Origin of the sequence: uncultured Clostridium sp., assembly GCF_910588715.1 — a bacterium.
Lineage (GTDB): Bacteria > Bacillota > Clostridia > Clostridiales > Clostridiaceae > Clostridium.
Window position 1 is genome coordinate 165,254 of sequence record NZ_CAJURG010000002.1, and the last position, 19,604, is coordinate 184,857.

The 19,604-nt window shown below is 26.7% G+C and carries 23 protein-coding genes and 1 tRNA gene; 9 read left to right on the forward strand and 15 right to left on the reverse strand.

Annotated features, from left to right (window positions below; genetic code table 11):
* Window positions 1-108: 108 nt before the first annotated feature.
* Window positions 109-1,053: a DUF4003 family protein gene (locus QZ321_RS05470; protein WP_291746110.1), complete on the reverse strand. Its 945-nt coding sequence runs from the start codon at window positions 1,051-1,053 to the stop codon at window positions 109-111.
* A gap of 232 nt (window positions 1,054-1,285) precedes the next feature.
* On the opposite strand from QZ321_RS05470, the gene QZ321_RS05475 reads away from it, so the two are divergent.
* Complete coding sequence (locus tag QZ321_RS05475; RefSeq protein ID WP_291746113.1) at window positions 1,286-2,593, forward strand: aspartate kinase; 1,308 nt, start codon at window positions 1,286-1,288, stop codon at window positions 2,591-2,593.
* Between the two features lie 14 nt (window positions 2,594-2,607).
* Here the strand turns inward: QZ321_RS05475 and QZ321_RS05480 are convergent, their stop codons facing one another.
* Window positions 2,608-2,946 (reverse strand): arsenate reductase family protein, encoded by a 339-nt coding sequence (locus tag QZ321_RS05480; RefSeq protein WP_291746116.1) that lies wholly within the window; start codon window positions 2,944-2,946, stop codon window positions 2,608-2,610.
* Between the two features lie 401 nt (window positions 2,947-3,347).
* Between QZ321_RS05480 and QZ321_RS05485 the strand changes: the two genes are divergently transcribed.
* Window positions 3,348-3,851 carry a GNAT family N-acetyltransferase gene (locus QZ321_RS05485; RefSeq protein ID WP_291746118.1) on the forward strand — a complete coding sequence of 168 codons (504 nt, stop codon included), beginning with the start codon at window positions 3,348-3,350 and terminating at the stop codon, window positions 3,849-3,851.
* 72 nt (window positions 3,852-3,923) lie between these two features.
* On the opposite strand, the gene QZ321_RS05490 is transcribed toward QZ321_RS05485, so the two are convergent.
* From QZ321_RS05490 to QZ321_RS05500, 3 genes are all read right to left on the reverse strand, one after another.
* Window positions 3,924-4,922, reverse strand: a complete 999-nt coding sequence (locus QZ321_RS05490) for a GGGtGRT protein (RefSeq protein WP_196001429.1) — start codon at window positions 4,920-4,922, stop codon at window positions 3,924-3,926.
* Between the two features lie 21 nt (window positions 4,923-4,943).
* Complete coding sequence (locus QZ321_RS05495; protein WP_221700721.1) at window positions 4,944-5,636, reverse strand: hypothetical protein; 693 nt, start codon at window positions 5,634-5,636, stop codon at window positions 4,944-4,946.
* A gap of 450 nt (window positions 5,637-6,086) precedes the next feature.
* Window positions 6,087-6,905, reverse strand: a complete 819-nt coding sequence (locus tag QZ321_RS05500; protein WP_291746121.1) for a ZIP family metal transporter — start codon at window positions 6,903-6,905, stop codon at window positions 6,087-6,089.
* A gap of 170 nt (window positions 6,906-7,075) precedes the next feature.
* Between QZ321_RS05500 and QZ321_RS05505 the strand changes: the two genes are divergently transcribed.
* A tRNA-Leu gene (locus QZ321_RS05505) sits at window positions 7,076-7,158 on the forward strand.
* Between the two features lie 62 nt (window positions 7,159-7,220).
* On the opposite strand, the gene QZ321_RS05510 is transcribed toward QZ321_RS05505, so the two are convergent.
* On the reverse strand, window positions 7,221-7,916 hold the full coding sequence (locus tag QZ321_RS05510; RefSeq protein ID WP_347282910.1) for an MgtC/SapB family protein: 696 nt from the start codon (window positions 7,914-7,916) through the stop codon (window positions 7,221-7,223).
* A 125-nt stretch (window positions 7,917-8,041) separates the two neighbouring features.
* Here QZ321_RS05510 and QZ321_RS05515 point away from each other — a divergent pair, with 125 nt between their 5' ends.
* From QZ321_RS05515 to QZ321_RS05530, 4 genes are all read left to right on the forward strand, one after another.
* Entirely contained in the window at window positions 8,042-8,902 is an 861-nt protein-coding gene (locus QZ321_RS05515) for an LD-carboxypeptidase (RefSeq protein ID WP_291742906.1), read from the forward strand.
* A gap of 122 nt (window positions 8,903-9,024) precedes the next feature.
* Window positions 9,025-9,399 carry a GntR family transcriptional regulator gene (locus QZ321_RS05520; RefSeq protein WP_291746124.1) on the forward strand — a complete coding sequence of 125 codons (375 nt, stop codon included), beginning with the start codon at window positions 9,025-9,027 and terminating at the stop codon, window positions 9,397-9,399.
* Window positions 9,400-9,401: 2 nt separating this feature from the next.
* Window positions 9,402-10,253, forward strand: a complete 852-nt coding sequence (locus tag QZ321_RS05525) for an ABC transporter ATP-binding protein (RefSeq protein ID WP_291742334.1) — start codon at window positions 9,402-9,404, stop codon at window positions 10,251-10,253.
* Window positions 10,254-10,256: 3 nt separating this feature from the next.
* On the forward strand, window positions 10,257-10,892 hold the full coding sequence (locus QZ321_RS05530) for an ABC-2 transporter permease (protein ID WP_291742331.1): 636 nt from the start codon (window positions 10,257-10,259) through the stop codon (window positions 10,890-10,892).
* Between the two features lie 50 nt (window positions 10,893-10,942).
* Here the strand turns inward: QZ321_RS05530 and QZ321_RS05535 are convergent, their stop codons facing one another.
* From QZ321_RS05535 to QZ321_RS05570, 8 genes are all read right to left on the reverse strand, one after another.
* The gene (locus QZ321_RS05535) at window positions 10,943-11,551 is read right to left on the reverse strand and encodes a DUF975 family protein (RefSeq protein ID WP_291742328.1); all 609 of its coding nucleotides are present in this window, start codon (window positions 11,549-11,551) and stop codon (window positions 10,943-10,945) included.
* Window positions 11,552-11,619: 68 nt separating this feature from the next.
* A complete protein-coding gene (locus QZ321_RS05540) occupies window positions 11,620-12,495 on the reverse strand; it encodes a DUF4097 family beta strand repeat-containing protein (protein WP_291746945.1) in 876 nt (291 codons plus the stop codon).
* Between the two features lie 152 nt (window positions 12,496-12,647).
* Window positions 12,648-12,839 carry a hypothetical protein gene (locus QZ321_RS05545; protein WP_291742323.1) on the reverse strand — a complete coding sequence of 64 codons (192 nt, stop codon included), beginning with the start codon at window positions 12,837-12,839 and terminating at the stop codon, window positions 12,648-12,650.
* 105 nt (window positions 12,840-12,944) lie between these two features.
* Window positions 12,945-13,274: a DUF4259 domain-containing protein gene (locus QZ321_RS05550; protein WP_291746943.1), complete on the reverse strand. Its 330-nt coding sequence runs from the start codon at window positions 13,272-13,274 to the stop codon at window positions 12,945-12,947.
* Window positions 13,275-13,308: 34 nt separating this feature from the next.
* The gene (locus QZ321_RS05555) at window positions 13,309-14,166 is read right to left on the reverse strand and encodes a nitroreductase family protein (RefSeq protein ID WP_291742318.1); all 858 of its coding nucleotides are present in this window, start codon (window positions 14,164-14,166) and stop codon (window positions 13,309-13,311) included.
* Between the two features lie 151 nt (window positions 14,167-14,317).
* Window positions 14,318-15,133, reverse strand: a complete 816-nt coding sequence (locus QZ321_RS05560) for an ABC transporter permease subunit (protein WP_291746941.1) — start codon at window positions 15,131-15,133, stop codon at window positions 14,318-14,320.
* A gap of 1 nt (window position 15,134) precedes the next feature.
* Entirely contained in the window at window positions 15,135-16,022 is an 888-nt protein-coding gene (locus QZ321_RS05565) for an ABC transporter ATP-binding protein (protein WP_291746939.1), read from the reverse strand.
* 128 nt (window positions 16,023-16,150) lie between these two features.
* Window positions 16,151-16,936: a YdcF family protein gene (locus QZ321_RS05570; protein WP_291746936.1), complete on the reverse strand. Its 786-nt coding sequence runs from the start codon at window positions 16,934-16,936 to the stop codon at window positions 16,151-16,153.
* 169 nt (window positions 16,937-17,105) lie between these two features.
* On the opposite strand from QZ321_RS05570, the gene QZ321_RS05575 reads away from it, so the two are divergent.
* Window positions 17,106-17,975 (forward strand): methionyl aminopeptidase, encoded by an 870-nt coding sequence (locus QZ321_RS05575; RefSeq protein ID WP_291742305.1) that lies wholly within the window; start codon window positions 17,106-17,108, stop codon window positions 17,973-17,975.
* 35 nt (window positions 17,976-18,010) lie between these two features.
* Here QZ321_RS05575 and QZ321_RS05580 read toward each other — a convergent pair whose 3' ends face one another.
* Window positions 18,011-18,655 carry an SPOR domain-containing protein gene (locus QZ321_RS05580; protein WP_291746934.1) on the reverse strand — a complete coding sequence of 215 codons (645 nt, stop codon included), beginning with the start codon at window positions 18,653-18,655 and terminating at the stop codon, window positions 18,011-18,013.
* 146 nt (window positions 18,656-18,801) lie between these two features.
* On the opposite strand from QZ321_RS05580, the gene QZ321_RS05585 reads away from it, so the two are divergent.
* A complete protein-coding gene (locus QZ321_RS05585) occupies window positions 18,802-19,539 on the forward strand; it encodes an NAD-dependent protein deacylase (RefSeq protein ID WP_291746931.1) in 738 nt (245 codons plus the stop codon).
* Window positions 19,540-19,604: the final 65 nt, after the last annotated feature.

The following is a 19,604-nucleotide window of genomic DNA, read 5'->3' on the forward strand; positions in this document are numbered from 1 at the left end:
TAGTACCTCCATTTATAAAAAATTTTTCTTAAGTAGTTCTTATTTATTATAATTGATGCATATCATATTGGAAAGATTTTTATAATTATTTTTAAATTATTTAAACTACTATAATACTTCTTCAAAAATTCCTTTATTTTTACTATTAATAAAAGATAATATTCCATGAGCTAATAGTTCATCAATATATCTTTTCTTATCAGTCATAGTACAAAAAGATATAATTACTATTGCAATTATAGTTCTAAAACCCTTATCTATATAATATTCATATTCTCCCTCTTCATCACATAAATATTCAATAACACCCTCAACAATATCTACATTCCTTCTTGGATTATAATTACTCACTACTCCAAGTAAAGGTAAAAACTGATTTGCTAATTTTATATTTCTTTTTTTAAGTTGTATCATAAATTCCATAGTTCTATACATTTCACCAGATGAACCATTTAATATTATTGCATTAGCTAAACCTTGTATTCCATTTTTTGATCTTATATTAGAATCCGCAATATGATTAAATATATTCTCTATAAAATCATCTATAGTCTCTGCTTGAATATTATTAATAACCCATAACGTACAAAGTAAATAATCATCATCACTAGTTATATTACTATACTTTTCTTTAAGTATTATATACAATTCCTTTATTTTCTCTATTATTTCTCTCTTATCTTTATATTTACAATATTTACTAATTGTAAATGCTGTTAAAGCTAAATATGAATCAGATAAAAATCCCTCTTCTTCCAAAATTTCCATTGTTTCATAAATATCTTCAATAAGTTCATCTTCATTATCAACTGTTGCTATTAGTAATGAAATTATATTTAAGGTATCCCCCCTGAAAGGTGACATGATTGTTGTTGCTGATTTAATATTTCTTCTAATTTCTTTAATTCTTTCAACTGGTATTGTCTTTTCGTAGTGCGAAAATACTAATGATGCAAAATGATTTATAACATCACCATCATTTCTTAATTCTTCTTTTGCTAACCTATAGTTGTCAATTGTCACTTGTATTCTGTCTACCAGAAACTTGTCCATTTATTTACATCTCCCCATAAATTTTAAATATAGTTAAAGTTTTCTATTAAAACTTAATATATAATACTACACCCTTATTATACTATGAATTTATGTCATTTTAATAACATTTTAACTGGTATATTACCACAAATTTTCCTTATATCATTTGTATATAATTGAGTTTTTTATAAATTATTGTTAATATAATTATTAAGGTTATTTTTAACTTTTAAATTAGGGGGGCAAAAACATGGAAACTATTGTAACAAAGTTTGGTGGCAGTTCATTAGCAGACTCAGCACATTTTAAAAAAGTAAAAAAAATTATAGAAAATAATTCTAACAGAAAATTTGTTATTCCATCAGCACCTGGAAAAAGATTTTCTAAGGACTTTAAAATAACGGATTTACTATACTTATGTCATGCACATGTAAATTCAAGTATTCCTTTAGATGATGTGTTTCAATTAATATCTGATAGATATCATTCTATAGTTTCTGAACTTAATTTAAACTTAAACTTAGATTACTATTTAAACATAATTAAAACTGATATAGAAAATGGTGCATCTGAAGACTACACTGCAAGTAGAGGTGAATACCTTAATGGAATAATTCTTGCTAACTATTTAGATATTGATTTTATTGATGCAAAAGACGTAATTAAATTTAATAAATTTGGTAGCTTAAATATTAATGAAACCTATAGCTTACTTAAAGACAAGCTATCTCAACATAAATGCGCTGTTATTCCTGGCTTTTACGGCTCTGATGAAAATGGAGAAATAGTGACTTTCTCTAGAGGTGGTTCTGATATAACAGGTGCTTTAGTTGCAGCAAGCATAAATGCAAAACTTTATGAAAATTGGACTGATGTTTCAGGATTTTTAATGGCAGATCCTAGAATTGTTAATAACCCAAAAAAAATTAAAACTATAACTTATGGTGAACTTAGAGAATTATCATACATGGGAGCTTCTGTTTTACATGAAGAAGCCGTTTTCCCTGTAAAAAATTCTGGAATTCCAATTAATATTAGAAATACAAATGAACCAGAAAACGAAGGAACACTTATAGTAAAAAATGAAACTAAACATGAAAATACCATTACTGGTATTGCTGGAAAGCAAAACTTTACTGTTTTATCAATAGAAAAATCTATGATGAACTCTGAACTTGGCTTTTGCAGAAAAGTCCTTACTGTCTTAGAACAGCATGGTGTTTCATTTGAAAATATGCCATCTGGCATTGATTCTGTAAGTGTTGTCATTTCTGATTCTAATTTAAAAAATAAAACTGAAATTATTGTTGAAGAAATTAAAAGATGTTGTAATCCTGATTCTGTAGTTGTTTATCCTAATATGGCTTTAATTGCAACTGTAGGAAATGGTATGGCCTATAGCAAAGGGGTTGCCGCTAAAATATTTACAGCTCTTGCTGAAGCTAATATAAATATACGAATGATTGACCAAGGTTCTAGCGAAATAAATGTATTAGTTGGAATTGAAAATGATGATTTTGAAAAAGGTATTAATGCAATTTATAATGCATTTAATTAAAAGGTTGGGAGTTTTTACTCCCAGCTTTTCCATACCTCTGGATTATTTCCAACTGTAGCTTCTTTTCCATTTCTAACTATTGGTGTCATATAAAGCGATGGATTTTTTAAAAGCATATCTTCTCTAGTTTCTGCACCTCTTATTTTGTCCATATTTAATTTTTTATAGTCTTTTGAATTTTTATTTATTAAATTCTCCAATCCAACTGATTTTTTTACACTTTGAAGCTCACCTTTACTTAATGACTTTTCCTTTAAGTCTATGAAGTGATATTTTATTCTTCTTTCCTTAAAAAATCTTTCTGCCTTTTTAGTATCATTACACTTCTTTGTTCCAAATATTTGTATATTCATTTTTATTTCCTTCCAAACTTAAATAATAATTATTATACTAAATCTAAATAATTAATAATATCTATTATATTATCTATCTGATTGTCAGTAAATACATTCATGATAACCTCCTATTATTTACTTCCCTAACATTGGAATATATAATATTTATATAAAATTAATTTAACTTAAATATTTAATAATAACTTTCACTATATAATAATTATAAATTTATATATAATAAAAATTTCAATACGATAAATATTATATATTATATTGAAAATAAACTATAAAAAAAAGTCCACTATATTTAAAAAATTAAATTTTCTCTATTTCAATATAATACACTTCATTATTCATTAATCTATTAATAATTAAATTCAGAAAAATATTAATATCATAAAAACTTAAAGGAGAACTTCATGGACAAAACTATAAATATACAAAAAGTAAAAATTGATGATGCTAATACATTAGCATTAATTCAAACTGAATCATGGAAAAGTGCATTTAAAGAAATTTTATCTAAAGAGGACTTAGAAAAATATACTGATATAAATAGCGCAATAAACTTATACAATAAATTATTAAAAGAAAATATAGCAAATGGATTTATATTAACAATCAATGAAATTCCCCATTGTATGGCATATTGGGATAAATCTAGAGATGAAGAAATGAAAGGATACGCAGAAATTATATGTATTCATAGTCTATGTAATAACTGGAGAAAGGGTTATGGAACAGAAATGATGAATTATATATTAAAAGACATTAAGAATTCTGGATTTAATAAAGTAATGTTATGGGTATTTAAAGAAAATCATAGGGCACGTAAATTTTACGAAAAGCATGGATTTATATTAACAGAAAAAACTCAAAAATTTAGTGATTATATTGAAGTTATGTATTATAAAATTTTATAAATTATAAGAATAAAAAAATACCAATGTAAATTAACTTACATTGGTATTTTATTTTATATACTTTAAAGCATATTATTTTGCATGCTCTTCTACAGCAACAGCAACAGCAACAGTCATACCAACCATTGGGTTGTTACCAGCACCGATAAGACCCATCATTTCAACGTGAGCAGGAACTGATGAAGAACCAGCGAATTGAGCATCTGAGTGCATTCTTCCCATAGTATCTGTCATACCGTAAGAAGCTGGACCTGCAGCCATGTTATCTGGGTGAAGAGTTCTTCCAGTACCACCACCTGATGCAACTGAGAAGTATTTCTTACCTAATTCGATACATTCTTTCTTGTATGTTCCAGCAACTGGGTGTTGGAATCTTGTTGGGTTAGTTGAGTTACCAGTAATTGATACGTCAACACCTTCGTGATGCATTATAGCAACACCTTCTCTAACGTCGTTTGAACCGTAGCAGTTAACCTTAGCTCTTGGTCCGTTAGAATAAGCTTTTGAATTAACAACTTCTAATTTACCAGTGAAGAAATCAAATTTAGTTTCAACATAAGTAAATCCGTTAATTCTTGAAATTATCTTAGCAGCATCTTTTCCAAGACCATTTAAGATAACTCTTAATGGCTCTTTTCTTACTTTGTTAGCTTTTTCAGCTATTTTAATAGCACCTTCAGCAGCAGCGAAAGATTCGTGACCTGCTAAGAATGCGAAACACTTAGTTTCTTCTCTTAAAAGCATAGCTCCTAAGTTACCGTGTCCTAAACCAACTTTTCTGTCATCAGCAACAGAACCTGGGATACAGAAAGCTTGTAACCCTTCTCCGATAGCTTCAGCAGCATCAGCAGCCTTAGTGCAACCCTTCTTTATAGCGATTGCAGCACCTAAAACGTAAGCCCAAGCAGCATTTTCGAATGCGATTGGTTGAGTTTCTTTAACTATTGTATATGGATCTATTCCGTATGCATCACATACAGCTTTAGCATCTTCTAATGTCTTCATTCCGTATTTTTCTAATACTGGAGTGATTTGTCCTATTCTTCTTTCATAACTTTCAAATAATGCCATGATTAAATTCCTCCTTACAAATTATTCGTGTCTTGGATCGATTAATTTAACAGCGTCAGCAACTCTTCCGTATTGACCTGCAGCTTTTTCTAATGCTTCGTTAGCATCCATTCCTTTACCGATCATTTCCATCATTTTTCCTAGGTGAACGAACTTATAACCGATGATTTCATTATCTTCATCTAAAGCGATTTTAGTAATGTATCCTTCTGCCATTTCTAAGTATCTAGGACCTTTATCAAGAGTTCCGTAAGTAGTACCAACTTGAGATCTTAATCCCTTACCTAAATCTTCTAAACCAGCTCCGATTGGTAATCCACCTTCAGAGAAAGCAGTTTGAGATCTTCCGTATACGATTTGTAAGAATAATTCTCTCATTGCTGTATTTATAGCATCACAAACTAAGTCTGTGTTTAAAGCTTCTAATATAGTTCTTCCTGGTAATATTTCTGAAGCCATAGCAGCAGAGTGAGTCATTCCTGAACATCCAACTGTTTCAACTAATGCTTCTTGGATAACTCCACCTTTAACGTTTAAAGTTAATTTACAAGCTCCTTGTTGAGGTGCACACCAACCGATTCCGTGAGTTAACCCTGAAATATCTGATATTTGTGTAGCTTGTACCCATTTTCCTTCAACTGGAATTGGAGCACATGCATGATTAGCGCCTTTAGCAACAACGCACATTTCTTCAACTTCTTTTGAATACATCATTATATTTATTCCTCCCTAATTAATATTAGTTATAGTTTATCCTAAATACTATGTATAAATAGGCTGTACTTAACTGGGTCAAGATTTACCCCACTGGGGATAAATCTATCCTACCCTTATATAATAACAGATGAATCAATCTGTAACAATACGAAAATAATAAATTTTTAACAAATTTCTAAAATTTCTTATAATTTTTTCAAAATATACCTAAAGCAAAATTACCACAATTCATCACCAAAAGTTAATATTATTCCTTTAGCAATATATTTTTTAACATGGCCTCAAGATAATATAAAAAAATAACGTCTCCCCTACAATAACTTTTTGCTATTTCTAATAAGGACGACGCTATCTTATAATAATGCCTAAAGGCTAAATCTTTTTGCTTAACTTTTTTGTAATTTATATGATATACATCTAATTGTTACTATATCTCTTAACTCATTATTATCCTAATGCTACATCTAAAATCATCATAATTATAAAGCCAAGTATTAAACCTATCGTTGTTAAAGCCTTATTTTCAATTGATGCTTCTGGTAATAATTCTGATCCTACAACTGAAACCATAGCCCCTGCTGAAAAAGCTAAGAAAAATGGAAGCATACTTCTAATTGTTATAGCTGCTATTGCACCTAAAACTCCAGCTATTGGCTCTACTATTCCTGATGCTTGTCCGTAAAAAAAACTTTTTCCTCTTGATAAGCCTTCTCTTCTTAGTGGCAAGGAAACTGCTGCTCCTTCTGGAAAGTTTTGAAGCCCTATTCCTAAAGCTAAACTTATAGCTGCTCCTATTGATGCAGATGGTATTCCAGCTGCTACACCTCCAAAGGCTACACCTACTGCTAATCCTTCTGGTATGTTATGAAGGGTAACTGCAACTACTAACAGTATACTTTTCTTATACTTTTGTACTACAGAATCTTTCTTTATTTCATCATTTTCAGTTATTACACCATATGAATATTTATCCATCATTTTATCAGCTAATATTATAAATATTCCTCCTGATAAAAAGCCTATAGCAGGTAAAACAATTTGGCTATATCCCAATTCTGAACATAACTCTATTGCTGGATTTAATAATGACCAGAAACTTGCTGCAACCATTACCCCTGCACCAAACCCCAGCATACAATTTAAAACTTTTTTATCAACAGTCTTAAAGAAGAATACTAAACATGCGCCTAGTGCTGTTATAAACCATGTAAATACTGTAGCCAATAAGCCTTGTACTACAGTATTTAAACTTGTAAACCATCCCATAACCTTGTGTTCCTTTCTTAAAATTATAGTTTTATCATCATATAAGCAATATATGATATTTTTCTACAATTTGTTCTATATTACTTTTATTCCAAAATTTGTCCTAATGAATAGTTATTTTTATTGACAAAACAATTGGTATATGTTAACATTATAAATATATTAATTAGGTCGGCATGGCGGAACTGGCAGACGCACATGACTCAAAATCATGCGGGCAACCGTGTGGGTTCGATTCCCACTGCCGGCACCAATATATCTAACAAATAAAAACCTTGAAATTATTGAGTTCAATAATTTCAAGGTTTTTATTTGTTAATTTATTTCTTGCATAAATATAACTTCATTTTTATTCTTAATTTCCTCTATAAAATCATTATGACAGATATCTGTTGGTATTCTAAGTCCAAGTAAAACTCCAATTAAATCATTAGATGATACATTATTATTACTTATTTCTATGTCACTAATTCTGACATTTGTATTTTGTATCTCTCCTAACAATTTAGATACTGCCATAGTTGAATTAACCAAAAAGTATATAGTAATATTTCTAGAATTTCTATTAATTTTTTTATCAAGCTTAGAAAGTACAGCAGTAACAGATGCTATAAATAAACATCCAATTATTGCACCAGCATAAAATCCTGCACCAATAGCAAGTCCCATACATGAGCATGCCCAAAGTCCAGCAGCAGTTGTTAATCCTCTTACTTTATTTTTACCTGTTACTATAATAGTTCCAACTCCTAAAAATCCAACCCCACTTATAACTTGAGCTCCAAGCCTTGTTGGATCACTTGATAAATTATATGCATCATACATATAAATATTAGTTATCATCGCAAGTGTTGAACCTATAGATACAAGTATATGAGTTCTAAGCCCAGCTGGTCTTCTCTCTCTTTCTCTTCCATATCCAATTATTCCACCAAATATTATAGCCATAAAAATTCTTAAAAATATTGAAACTAAATTAAGTTCTTCTAAATATGTTACTATATCATTTATCCCATAAAAACACCCCCTATTTTATAATACTATAATCAATCAATATATATTTGTATATATAGTTTATTAATTTTTATATTAATAGTAAAATTATAAAAAACATTTATTTGGAGGTAATTTTCTATATGAATATTTTAAAAAATGGTGATAGTATTGGTATTATAGCTTGTTCTAATGGTCAACCATTAACTAATAAAAATAAAATTGAAAGTCTTTTATTGCAATTAAAATCTTTAAATTTAAATCCTATTTGTAGTAAATATATTTATGAAATTAATTCACCTTTTAATGGCTTGGCTAAAGATAAAGCAGAAGCATTTATGGATTTATATAAAAATGATAAGGTAAAAGCAATTTTTGATATTTCAGGTGGAGACTTAGCTAATGAAGTATTAGAATATTTAGACTATGATTATATGTCTAAATATCCCAAAGCTGTCTTTGGTTATAGTGATTTAACTACAGTATTAAATGCTATTTATTCTCAAACTAATAATCAAGTTTATCTTTATCAAGTAAGAAATCTTATTTACTCTGATAGTAAAAACCAAAAAAGTAACTTTATAAATAGCTTATTTAATTCTAAAGACGATTTATTTAACTTTTCTTATAAATTTATACAAGGAAAAAGTTTAGAAGGAATAGTAGTTGGAGGAAATATTCGCTGTCTTTTAAAATTAGCTGGCACTAAATATATGCCTGATTTTACAAATAAAATTTTATTTTTAGAAAGCATGGGAGGCGAAGCTGGAGTTATGTCTGCTTTTTTAAATCAACTTAAACAAATTGGTGTATTTAATAAAATTAGTGGTTTATTATTAGGCACATTTAGCAAAATGCAGGAAAATAATATATCTCCTACAATAGAAGAATTAGCAGTTAAAATAATAAATAATTCCAATTTACCCATTGCTAAAACTGAAGAAATCGGTCATGGAGCTAATTCTAAATGTATTATCATTGGAAAAAATATTTCTCTTAAATAATTTAGAGCTATAATTATAGCTCTTTTTTTGTTATTTTTTTGAAATTATTATTGACTATTAATCATCAAAGCGATATTATATGTATATATAATATATATACACTTATATACGGAGGTAAGCACTTGGATATATTAATTAGCAATTCCTCACCAGTGGCACTTTATGAACAAATAGAAAATCAAATTAAAAATCAAATATTAAATGGAAATTTAAAGCATGGAGATCCACTCCCTTCAATAAGATCTTTAGCAAAAGAACTTAAAGTAAGTATTATAACTTCTAAAAGAGCTTATGAAGAGCTAGAAAAAGAGGGCTTTATTGAAACTGTTGTTGGAAAGGGAACTTTTGTTTCTTCTTCTAACTCTGAAAGATTAAGAGAGGCTGCCATGGCTGAAATGGAAGATAAACTTGAAGCTGTAATAATCTCTGCTAAATCTCTAGGATTAACACTAGATGAATGCATTGAAATTTTTAAAAGTATTTATGAGGAGGTATAAACATGAACTCTATTGAAATCTCAAACTTACAAAAGAACTATAAAAACTTTTCCTTAACTATAGATGAACTTAATATAAAAACAGGATTTATCACAGGATTTATTGGACCGAATGGTTCTGGAAAGACAACTACTATTAAATCTTTGTTTGGAATGATTAAGCCTGACTTTGGAAAAATCAAAATATTTAATACTGATATTACTAAAGATACTAAAACAAAAGAAGATATTGCTTATGTAGGTGATGAATCTGGATTTTTAGAAGAAAGTAAGCTATCTAGCATTCATAAAATAATTTCTAAATTTTATCCTAATTGGGATGAAGAATTATATAAAAAGTATATAAAAAAGTTTAAGATAAACGAATTTAAAAATTATAAAGATTTATCTAAAGGTCAAAAAAAGCAATTTGAACTTATAATGGCCTTATCTCATCATCCAAAGTTATTAATAATGGATGAGCCAACTTCTAGCTTAGACCCTATAATAAGAAATGAATTTTTAGAACTTATACAAGAGCATATGGAAATTGATAATATGACTGTTTTTTATTCTACTCATATAACTACAGATTTAGATAAATGTGCTGATTATATAGTAATGATATACAACGGCAAAATACTACTTAAAGGTGAAAAAGACAATATTTTAAACAATCACGTAATTGTTAAAAGCAAAAAGGATTTAATTGATAATAGTATAAAAAAACATTTTATTTCATTAAAGGAAAATGCTTTTGGATTTGAAGGTCTAGTATCTAATAGAAAAAAAGCTTATGAGCTTTTTGGTGAAGAAGCAATTTATGAAAAATGTAGTCTTGAAGATATTTTATTATATTATACTAGGAGGGATTAATTTATGAATAATATAGGTAACTTATTAAAACTTCAATTTAATTCATTACTCGCTATAAAGAAAAATTTACTTATTATATTAGCACTTGAAATCTTTTTTACAATTGTACAGCCAACTATGATTGTTTTTACAGGGGCTATGTATTTAATGTTAGCTACCTACTCTATTACCTATTATGAAGAAAGAAGCAAAATGAATTATTTAATATATTCATTACCAGTTAAAACAAATGAATATATTTTATCTAAATATATATATTGTTTATTAAATACTGCTATTGCCATGATAATTACTACAATATTATCTACATTCGTAAAAATATTAGGAGTAAATGATTTAATTTCCTCTATGCCAATATCTTCTATGCCCTTAGTTACTTTAGGAATTGGCTTATTTTTCACTTCAATATTAATGCCTGCAACTCTTTTAATAGGTTTTGAAAATGGACGATATGTTCTTATGTTTATTGCAATTTTTCCAGTAGTATTTTCTACTACATTAATGGAAATATTATCTGAAATAAATATAATATTAAATCCTTTAATATTAACTATTTTATTAGTATTAATTTCTATTACATTATTGCTTTCATCTTATTTTATTACATGTAATAAATTTGCAAAGAAAGAAGTTAGATAAAATATATAAAAGGTTGAAGATTATAAAATATAATCCTCAACCCCTTAATATTACTTATTATTTAAATATAAATAAAAATTTGCTTCTGTTAATTGTCTATATGGAGCTACCCAAAGTCCTGCAATTCCAAATGTAATTCCTACAAGCAACCACCAACCTATAAATGTTAATTCTAAATAAAATAATTCCCACTTATGTCCTTTCATTAAATTAACACTTTCATTTATACATTGTGTAATTGACTTACTTGGATCTTCTGATAATATATAAAAAACTTGTGAAAACATAAGAGATACTATTATTCCAGGTACTATAAATAATAAAAGTCCTACAAGAACTGCTAATGTTACTAATAAGCTCAAACCTAATGTTTTTAAATATATATTAAAACTTGAAAATAAGGTATTAAATTTAGGCTCACTTCTCTTAGTTGCTAAGTCTAATAAAAATCTACATAAACCAACTGATATAACTCCACTTAATAGTAATACCACTAAATCTAAAGAATAGGTCAAACCATCAGAATCTAAATTTGAAATAACCTTGAAGACTGTATTAGCTTGCATTATTATATTTGCAACTAATACCGTTCCTATTGCAATTGCCCAATTACCTTTTAATTGCTCCTTTGCTCTACTTTTCAATTCTGCTGTATACACAGCAACACCTCCAATAAATTTATATAATCTTTATATAATTATATACCTATTTAAATATTAGTATTACTTTATTTTAAACTATTATAATTAGCATTAATATTTTTTTCTCCATTACTTGTATCAACCTTTAATTTATCTATAATAAAAGCTTTATCTTTTAAATTTTCTAATGTAACATCTCCATTTGAGGTGTCTAATATTATTTCTCTTGCATAACATTCAACAGCTTTAATTTGAGCATTTGATGTATCTAATTCTATTTTATCTCCTATACATTCATTTACACTTATTCTAGCATTTGATGTATCTATATTAATATCATTGCCCTTAACGTTTTCTAATACTATTTCACTATTACTAGAGTCAAATTCAATATCATTTGCAACTAAATTTTTTGCATTTATTTTACCGTTTGAAGAATCAATTTGAATATCATTTTTTACATTTAAGTTTTCAATATTTACATTTCCATTACTTGTTTCTACATCTATATCTTGAATATTAATATTAGATATCTTTACTGAACCATTGCTCATTTCAGCATCATAAGTTGATAATACTTCTTCTGGAACTAATATTTTAACTTTTCCCTTATCTTTATTAAATATAGAAAATCTTTTTTTCTTTTTAACAACTACGTTATCTCCATTTTGATTTATATAATATTTATTTTTTCCATAAGAAATACATTCTACTTTAACACTTTTTTCTTGTGTACTCATTATTTCTAAAGATGTATTTGGTAAATCTAAATTAAAATTTACTATTCCATCACTTGGAATAAATTCTTTAATAGATTCATCATCATTATAATTTTCTTTGTTATTCCAATTAAATATATTACTATGTTCTTTTAACACTCCTCTTTTTCCTGCAAAAATTAAAGCTCCTATAATTACTATTACTACTAAAATACTTGTTATAATTTCATACTTTCTATTCATATTTCCCTCCTTGAAAATTATTTTTTCAAATTATACAAATATATTTTTATAGTAACATATGCTTTTTATTTTGTTAATATTTTCCATAAATTAATAAAAATAAATGGTATAAAGAAATTAATTTAAATTTCTTTATACCATTTTATTTTTTACTATTTCATTTTCTTTAATGAAGATTTCATATTTTCTAATGCATCTTTAAATTTCTCTTTAGCTTCTTCTCCAATATCCTCAATGTCGTTAATTACATTACTAATTTCATCACCTATTTCTTGTGAAAGCCTTCCTTGTTTAATCTTTTTACTAATTTGATTTACCTTTTTTTCAAGTTTCTCAAAAGCCATATTTAAAGCCTCCAAATTTTTAAAATAATTTTGTATATTTATTTTATCCATTTTCTATTTTTAAATACGCCTATAGCTTTAGATAACCTTTACATAATTATTTAATTAAGTTAACTCCCTAAACAAATCCATTCTAACTTCATATAATTCCAAAGAATCCTCTTTTAAATATTCCCAATAATCATTATTATTTTTTAAGTCTTTTAATAATTTATTTATTTTCTTATTAGTAACTTGATTTTCCTTAGCTAGTAAAGCTACAGTTAATATAAAAGTTCCACTTGCTTCACTTTCCTCAATTAAGTCATCATTATTTGAAATAACTTCATTTATTGCCTCTTCCTCATCCATTCCTTCATCTAAATATCCTTGAAATTCATCTTTTATATCTGCAGCTAAATCATCATCATAAATATCTAATCCCCATACACCCATAAAAATAAACCCCTCCATAAATTTTATACTTTTTTTATTCTTTTACCCAAGTTGCTATATATTTATAGTTATTTGGCATACCATTAATATTAGGTTCATTTATCTTAAAGCTTCCTTTTATTCCATGTTCCTTGCAAGTTAACTCAAAATGACACATTGCAATTCCCATATCAATTCTTTTAATATCATAAACAGAATTTTTCTTTTCTTCCTTATCTTCATTTACATAAAAATAAAATTCATCACCTGATTTAACAATTCTCCAAGGTTGTTTATTAACTGCTGATGGCGCTAACCTTACATTTTCAAACATATCCTCAAATCCATCTAATGTGTAGTGCTTAGTTAGTGGACATGAAAAATCCCTAAAATAAAATATTTCATTCCACTGTTTTCTTTTATCACATTTTGATATAAACCTCATGGTCTTATCAATTAAACTTTTCTTTTCTTTTGCATATCCTATAGGTAATACTATTGGTAATACCTCGCCTTCTTCAACTTCCATTGCTTTTGCAAATTGTCCCTTCTTAAAAGTACCCCCTAGCCAGCATGTACCTAATCCTATGGATGTTGCATATAAAACTAAAGATTCCATTTCATAGCCTAATTCTTCTAAAGAATGCTGTCCTTCTTTTACCTTTGCTACTATAAACTTTCTTGCACCTTTAATCATTCCATAAGTTCCAAGTCTTGCACCATTTATATGTTCTTTAGAATCTAATATTTTAAATGTTATACTTTCTTTAAAAGGTCCTTTTACTTCATTTATATAATCATTAAGCTTTCCAACTATTTCACTTGATATTTCTTCTGTATTGTAAGTTCTTATAGATTTTCTTTTTTTAACTATATCATTTATAGATTCATTAAATATAAATTTATTGCTCATAAAACCCTCCTCTCTTTTTTAATTTTTAGAATTTATAAAAAAACTTCCATTTATTAATATTTATTATTATTTATGTTTTTATTCATTTATATTTTTATTTATAAGAAAAAATACCATCAGACATAATGTTGATGATATTTTTCAATAAAATTTATATATTAAGATCCTTTTTATTATATATACTGTAAGTTAAAATTATTGAAATTACTATTATAATTAATCCTATCACAATAAATTTTGTTTCAAATCCATTTTTAATTACTTCTGCTGGAGATGCATAATCAAAAGGAGATAAATAAATAAGATTTTTAAGTCTATCTTGCAACTTAGAAAAAACTCCTATTACGTAGCTTGAAAAAAATACACCTAAAGCTATAGATATAGCTTTCTTTGAAGACTTTATAAAAGTAGACATTAAAAATCCAATTGACATAAATATATATCCTATTAATATCATGCCAATATATAGATTTTTAATTTTCATAATTAATTCCATTGCTTTAATATCTTCTGGCTTTACCATTACAGATATAATCATAGTTATAATCCCAACTATAACTATAAACATAAAAAATATAACTACATTTGCTAAAATTTTTGATGTAACTATATTCTTTCTGCTTACTGGCTTAGAATATAAAAATTCAATAGTTCCTTCACTTTCTTCCTTTGATAAAGCAGATACTCCAAGTATCGCTGCATATATTCCTCCTGCCATTACTATATATTGAAGAACATAAGCAGAAAAATCATAAATATTACTAAAATCCATTGAACCATTTATATTAAAAGCCTCTAAAAATTCCTGTGGAAGCATTTTTATTTTTGCTCCTACCAAATCTTGAAAACCCATTTCCTTCATGCTTGGAAAAAACAACATAAACATTATAACTAAAATACTGCATATTAAAGACCAAATAATAGCACCTTTTAACAACCTATTAAATTCAAACTTAAAAATATTCATATTATTTTTCTCCCTTTATTTCATAATAATTCATAAACATATCCTCAAATGTTTTCTCGCTAATCAATAACTTTTCTATTTTATATCTTGAAAGTTCCTTTATTAAACTATCAATACTATTGCTATAACTAAAAATAAATTCATCTTTATCTCTAAAAGTTATATCTCCTCCCATTTCTTTTATTTTCTCTTCATTTATTTCATTTGATTTTATAACTACTTTTAATCCTAAATTATTATATAACTTGTCCATAACAATAGTATCAATTATTTTTCCATCTTTAATAACAGCAACTCTATCACAAAACTTTTCTATCTCAACTAAGTTGTGAGAGGATAAAAATACTGTAGTTCCGTTTTTCTTAGCTTCTTCTAATAATTCAAATAATCTTTTTTGAATTAATGGATCTAACCCATTAGTAGGCTCATCTAATATCAATAACTTTGGCTTATGAATCAAAGCCTGTACTATAGCAACCTTTTTCTTATTTCCTAGTGAAAGCTCTGACATCTTTTTATCAACATCAACGTCTAATATTTTATAAAGTCTTTCTACCTCTTCCTTATTTACTCCATTATAAAAACTTGATGAATATTTTATTATATTGTTTACCTTAACTTCATCATAAAACTTAACTTCACTTGGAACATACCCAACATACTTTTTAATTTCATTACTTTCTTTAACTATATCTTTCCCTAATATTTTAGCTGTTCCTGAAGTTGGAAAAATAAAATTTAAAAGAGCTCTAATAGTAGTTGATTTTCCTGCTCCATTTGGTCCTACAAACCCAAATATTTCTCCCTCTTTTACTTTTAAATTTACATTTATTATCCCCCTACTTTTCCCATAGGATTTGCACAAATTATTAGTTTCTATGATATACATTTTAATACCCCCAATAACTTTATATTTTAAAATAGAGACGTAAAAATACGTCCCTATTTTATTAACTACTTCTTAAAATATATAATTTTATAATAATTATATTAAACTTAAAACCACTAAACAAATATTTACTGCTTAAATATATAGGCTTTTATAACTGCAAAAAATTCTCTAGTATAAAATACTAACTCTAAAAGTTTATTTGATGGTGCTGAATAACTATATGTGTTAAAACCAACTTCCTTTGCTAAAATCTTAGCTCTATACATGTGAAAATTATTAGATATTATAGTTATTTTAAAATCCTTCTTTCCAGTCTCCTTTTCTAAAACATTTTTAGTGTATAAAAAATTCTCATAAGTATTTGTTGATTTGTTTTCCATTATAATTAAATTTGGATCGACACCATTATCAACTAAAAAATTTCTCATTGCTAATGCTTCAGACATGCTCTCCCCTTCTCCTTGACCTCCAGATACAACTATTTTAACATCTGGATACATCTCATGAAAATCTAACGCTGTTTCTAATCTATATAACAATGAAGCACTTATTGTATTTCCCCTTAGTCCAGCCCCTAAAACAACTACATAATCTGGCCTTTCAACATCATGATGATATCCATTATAAATTATTAAACTTTCTATACCTATAAATATAACTAATCCAATAGCAAATAAAGTTGTTATTATTATTTTTAATACTTTAGGAATGTGTCCCCAGATATCTATTTTAAACTTTAATTCAACAAATCCATAAATAAGTAAAATAACTCCTAACATAAAAAATACACTAGAAAAAGCCACAAACCCAAACATTAATTTTAATAATAAATAGTATAAAATTAATAATATTCCTATAATTTCAGAAAAAATATATAAATACTTTTTTCTATTCGATGCATAATTATCCATAAATATTTCCCCTTTTATTTATTTTAATTATATTATAAAATATAAAATTACTAATATAAATTAGTATTTCACTTTTTATATATTAAAATAATTAATTATTAATAGTTTTAATTTTTATTAATAAAGTACTATAATTAAAATATACAAATAGATGCAAGGAGATAAAAAAATGAATCTTAATAGAAATGATCATTGTTGGTGTGGCAGTAATAAAAAATATAAAAATTGCCACTTAAAATTTGATGAAAAAATAAACTCATATAAACTTAAAGGACACATAGTACCACCTAGAAGTATAATCAAAACACCTGAGCAAATTGAAAAGATAAAAGAAAGTGCTGCTATTAATACTGCTGTTTTAGATTTAGTAAGTAAAAATATTAAAGCTGGAATGTCAACTGAAGAAATAAATACTATAGTTCATGATTTTACAATATCACAAGGTGCAATTCCAGCTCCACTTAACTTTCAAGGATACCCAAAAAGCGTTTGTACTTCTGTAAATGATGAAGTTTGTCATGGTATTCCTAGTAAAAATGTAATACTAGAAGAAGGAGATATTGTTAATGTAGATGTTTCTACTATATACAATGGATATTTTTCAGATGCTTCTAGAATGTTTAAAATCGGAAATGTACATCCTGATTTAGAAAAACTAGTAAAAGTGTCAAAGGAATGTTTAGATAAAGGTTTAGAGGCTGCAAAGCCTTGGGGATACTTAGGTGATATAGCAGAAGCAGTACAAAAACATGCTGAAGCAAATGGATATTCAGTTGTTAGAGAATTTGGTGGTCATGGAATAGGACTTGAGTTCCATGAAACTCCTTTTGTTTCTCATGTAGGTAAAAAAGGTACTGGAATGTTATTAGTTCCTGGTATGGTATTTACTATTGAACCTATGATAAATATGGGTAGCTATGATATATTCATTGATGAATCTGATGGTTGGACTGTTTTAACAGAAGACGGATATCCTTCTGCACAATGGGAATATACCGTTTTAGTAACTGAAACTGGTGTTGAAATTTTAACACATTAAAAAAGTGGTGAAGGCTTTTCCCTTCACCACTTTAATTATTTAACATAAATATCTATAAATGCTTCATATCCTTCACTAACTAAGATTTCAACCATGTTTTCTGCATTACTTTCTTCTATAAAACTTCCAACTATAACTCTGTAAAATATCTTTTCTTCTATAATTTCAGAATTAATATAACAATCATAACCTTTCTTTTTTAATTCTGATATTCTAATTTCAGCATTTTCCCTTTTAGAAAAGCTTCCTGTTATAACAACATAATATATTGAATCTTTACTTATATTGCTTTGGCTTTTTTCAAAGGTACAAATAAATGTATCATATCCTAAATTATTTAACTCTTTTGCTCTAATATTTGCATTATCTTTTTCTTTAAAGCTTCCCACCACTACTCTATTAAACTTTTCTCCATTCACCATTTCTGTAACTATAAATGAATCATATCCTAATTTTTCCATTTCATTTATCATATTTTCTGCATTAATTCTATTTTTAAAGCTTCCTACTATTACTCTATAATAAGTTTCCTTTTGTAATCTAGCAGCTAAATAAATATTTTGTACCTTTAACTCTTTTTCACTTATTATATCTTTAGGTTTTTCTGTATATATAGTATTTATAAACAAAATAAATAGTATGCTAAAAATAATTCCTATTAACTTATAATTTTTTTTCATATTATTTACCCTTTACTAATATAAATCCTCTGTTCATTATATGAATAAAATAAATAATGTTACCTAAAATTAAAGTATATTTACTAAATTCTTTTATTTAAATTAATTATGATATAATAAATAAAAATTTAAAGGAGAATATTTTAATGGAAAATAAAATAGAACAACTAACAAAAATACTTAAAGAAAGCAATAATATAGTTTTCTTTGGAGGTGCTGGAGTTTCTACTGAATCTGGAATTCCTGATTTTAGAAGCTCTAATGGACTATTTAATAAAAAACTTAATATAACCTTTACTCCTGAACAATTAGTTTCTCATAGCTTTTATATTAAATATCCAGAAGAATTTTTTAATTTTTATAAATCCAACTTAATCTACCCTAAAGCTAATCCAAATAAGGCTCACATAGCATTAGCTAAACTTGAAGAAATGGGAAAGCTAAAAGCTGTTATAACACAAAACATAGATGGACTCCATCAAGCTGCTGGTTCTAAAAATGTATTTGAACTTCATGGCTCTGTATTAAGAAATTACTGTGTAAAATGTCATGCCTTTTATGATGAAAATTTTATTTTAGAATCTACTGGAGTTCCAATCTGTAATAAATGTAATGGAAGCGTTAAACCAGATGTAGTTCTTTATGAAGAAGGACTAGATGATAATACTATTAGAGGTGCTATTAATGTAATTACAAATGCTGATACCTTAATAATTGGAGGTACTTCTTTAGTTGTATACCCAGCTGCTGGACTTATTGATTATTTCAGAGGTAAAAATCTTATTCTTATAAATAAAAGTTCAACTTCTGCTGATAACAAAGCTGATTTAGTTATTAATGATTCAATTGGTAAAGTATTAGATGAAGCTATTAGTAATTTATAAAGTTATATTTTATAACTAATGAAAAACTTAAATAATATAAATAAAAAAATCCTAGTTTAAAATTA

Bases quoted from the DNA above. Each gene is read 5' to 3' on its own strand.
- QZ321_RS05475 (WP_291746113.1), top strand. From the start codon at position 1,286: ATGGAAACTATTGTAACAAAGTTTGGTGGCAGTTCATTAGCAGACTCA.
- QZ321_RS05565 (WP_291746939.1), bottom strand. From the start codon at position 16,022: ATGTATATCATAGAAACTAATAATTTGTGCAAATCCTATGGGAAAAGT.
- QZ321_RS05480 (WP_291746116.1), bottom strand. From the start codon at position 2,946: ATGAATATACAAATATTTGGAACAAAGAAGTGTAATGATACTAAAAAG.
- QZ321_RS05545 (WP_291742323.1), bottom strand. From the start codon at position 12,839: ATGGCTTTTGAGAAACTTGAAAAAAAGGTAAATCAAATTAGTAAAAAG.
- QZ321_RS05495 (WP_221700721.1), bottom strand. From the start codon at position 5,636: ATGATGTATTCAAAAGAAGTTGAAGAAATGTGCGTTGTTGCTAAAGGC.
- QZ321_RS05540 (WP_291746945.1), bottom strand. From the start codon at position 12,495: ATGAATAGAAAGTATGAAATTATAACAAGTATTTTAGTAGTAATAGTA.
- QZ321_RS05585 (WP_291746931.1), top strand. From the start codon at position 18,802: ATGGAAAATAAAATAGAACAACTAACAAAAATACTTAAAGAAAGCAAT.
- QZ321_RS05500 (WP_291746121.1), bottom strand. From the start codon at position 6,905: ATGGGATGGTTTACAAGTTTAAATACTGTAGTACAAGGCTTATTGGCT.
- QZ321_RS05485 (WP_291746118.1), top strand. From the start codon at position 3,348: ATGGACAAAACTATAAATATACAAAAAGTAAAAATTGATGATGCTAAT.
- QZ321_RS05560 (WP_291746941.1), bottom strand. From the start codon at position 15,133: ATGAATATTTTTAAGTTTGAATTTAATAGGTTGTTAAAAGGTGCTATT.
- QZ321_RS05570 (WP_291746936.1), bottom strand. From the start codon at position 16,936: ATGGATAATTATGCATCGAATAGAAAAAAGTATTTATATATTTTTTCT.
- QZ321_RS05490 (WP_196001429.1), bottom strand. From the start codon at position 4,922: ATGGCATTATTTGAAAGTTATGAAAGAAGAATAGGACAAATCACTCCA.
- QZ321_RS05470 (WP_291746110.1), bottom strand. From the start codon at position 1,053: ATGGACAAGTTTCTGGTAGACAGAATACAAGTGACAATTGACAACTAT.
- QZ321_RS05550 (WP_291746943.1), bottom strand. From the start codon at position 13,274: ATGGGTGTATGGGGATTAGATATTTATGATGATGATTTAGCTGCAGAT.
- QZ321_RS05580 (WP_291746934.1), bottom strand. From the start codon at position 18,655: ATGAAAAAAAATTATAAGTTAATAGGAATTATTTTTAGCATACTATTT.
- QZ321_RS05555 (WP_291742318.1), bottom strand. From the start codon at position 14,166: ATGAGCAATAAATTTATATTTAATGAATCTATAAATGATATAGTTAAA.
- QZ321_RS05575 (WP_291742305.1), top strand. From the start codon at position 17,106: ATGAATCTTAATAGAAATGATCATTGTTGGTGTGGCAGTAATAAAAAA.
- QZ321_RS05525 (WP_291742334.1), top strand. From the start codon at position 9,402: ATGAACTCTATTGAAATCTCAAACTTACAAAAGAACTATAAAAACTTT.
- QZ321_RS05530 (WP_291742331.1), top strand. From the start codon at position 10,257: ATGAATAATATAGGTAACTTATTAAAACTTCAATTTAATTCATTACTC.
- QZ321_RS05515 (WP_291742906.1), top strand. From the start codon at position 8,042: ATGAATATTTTAAAAAATGGTGATAGTATTGGTATTATAGCTTGTTCT.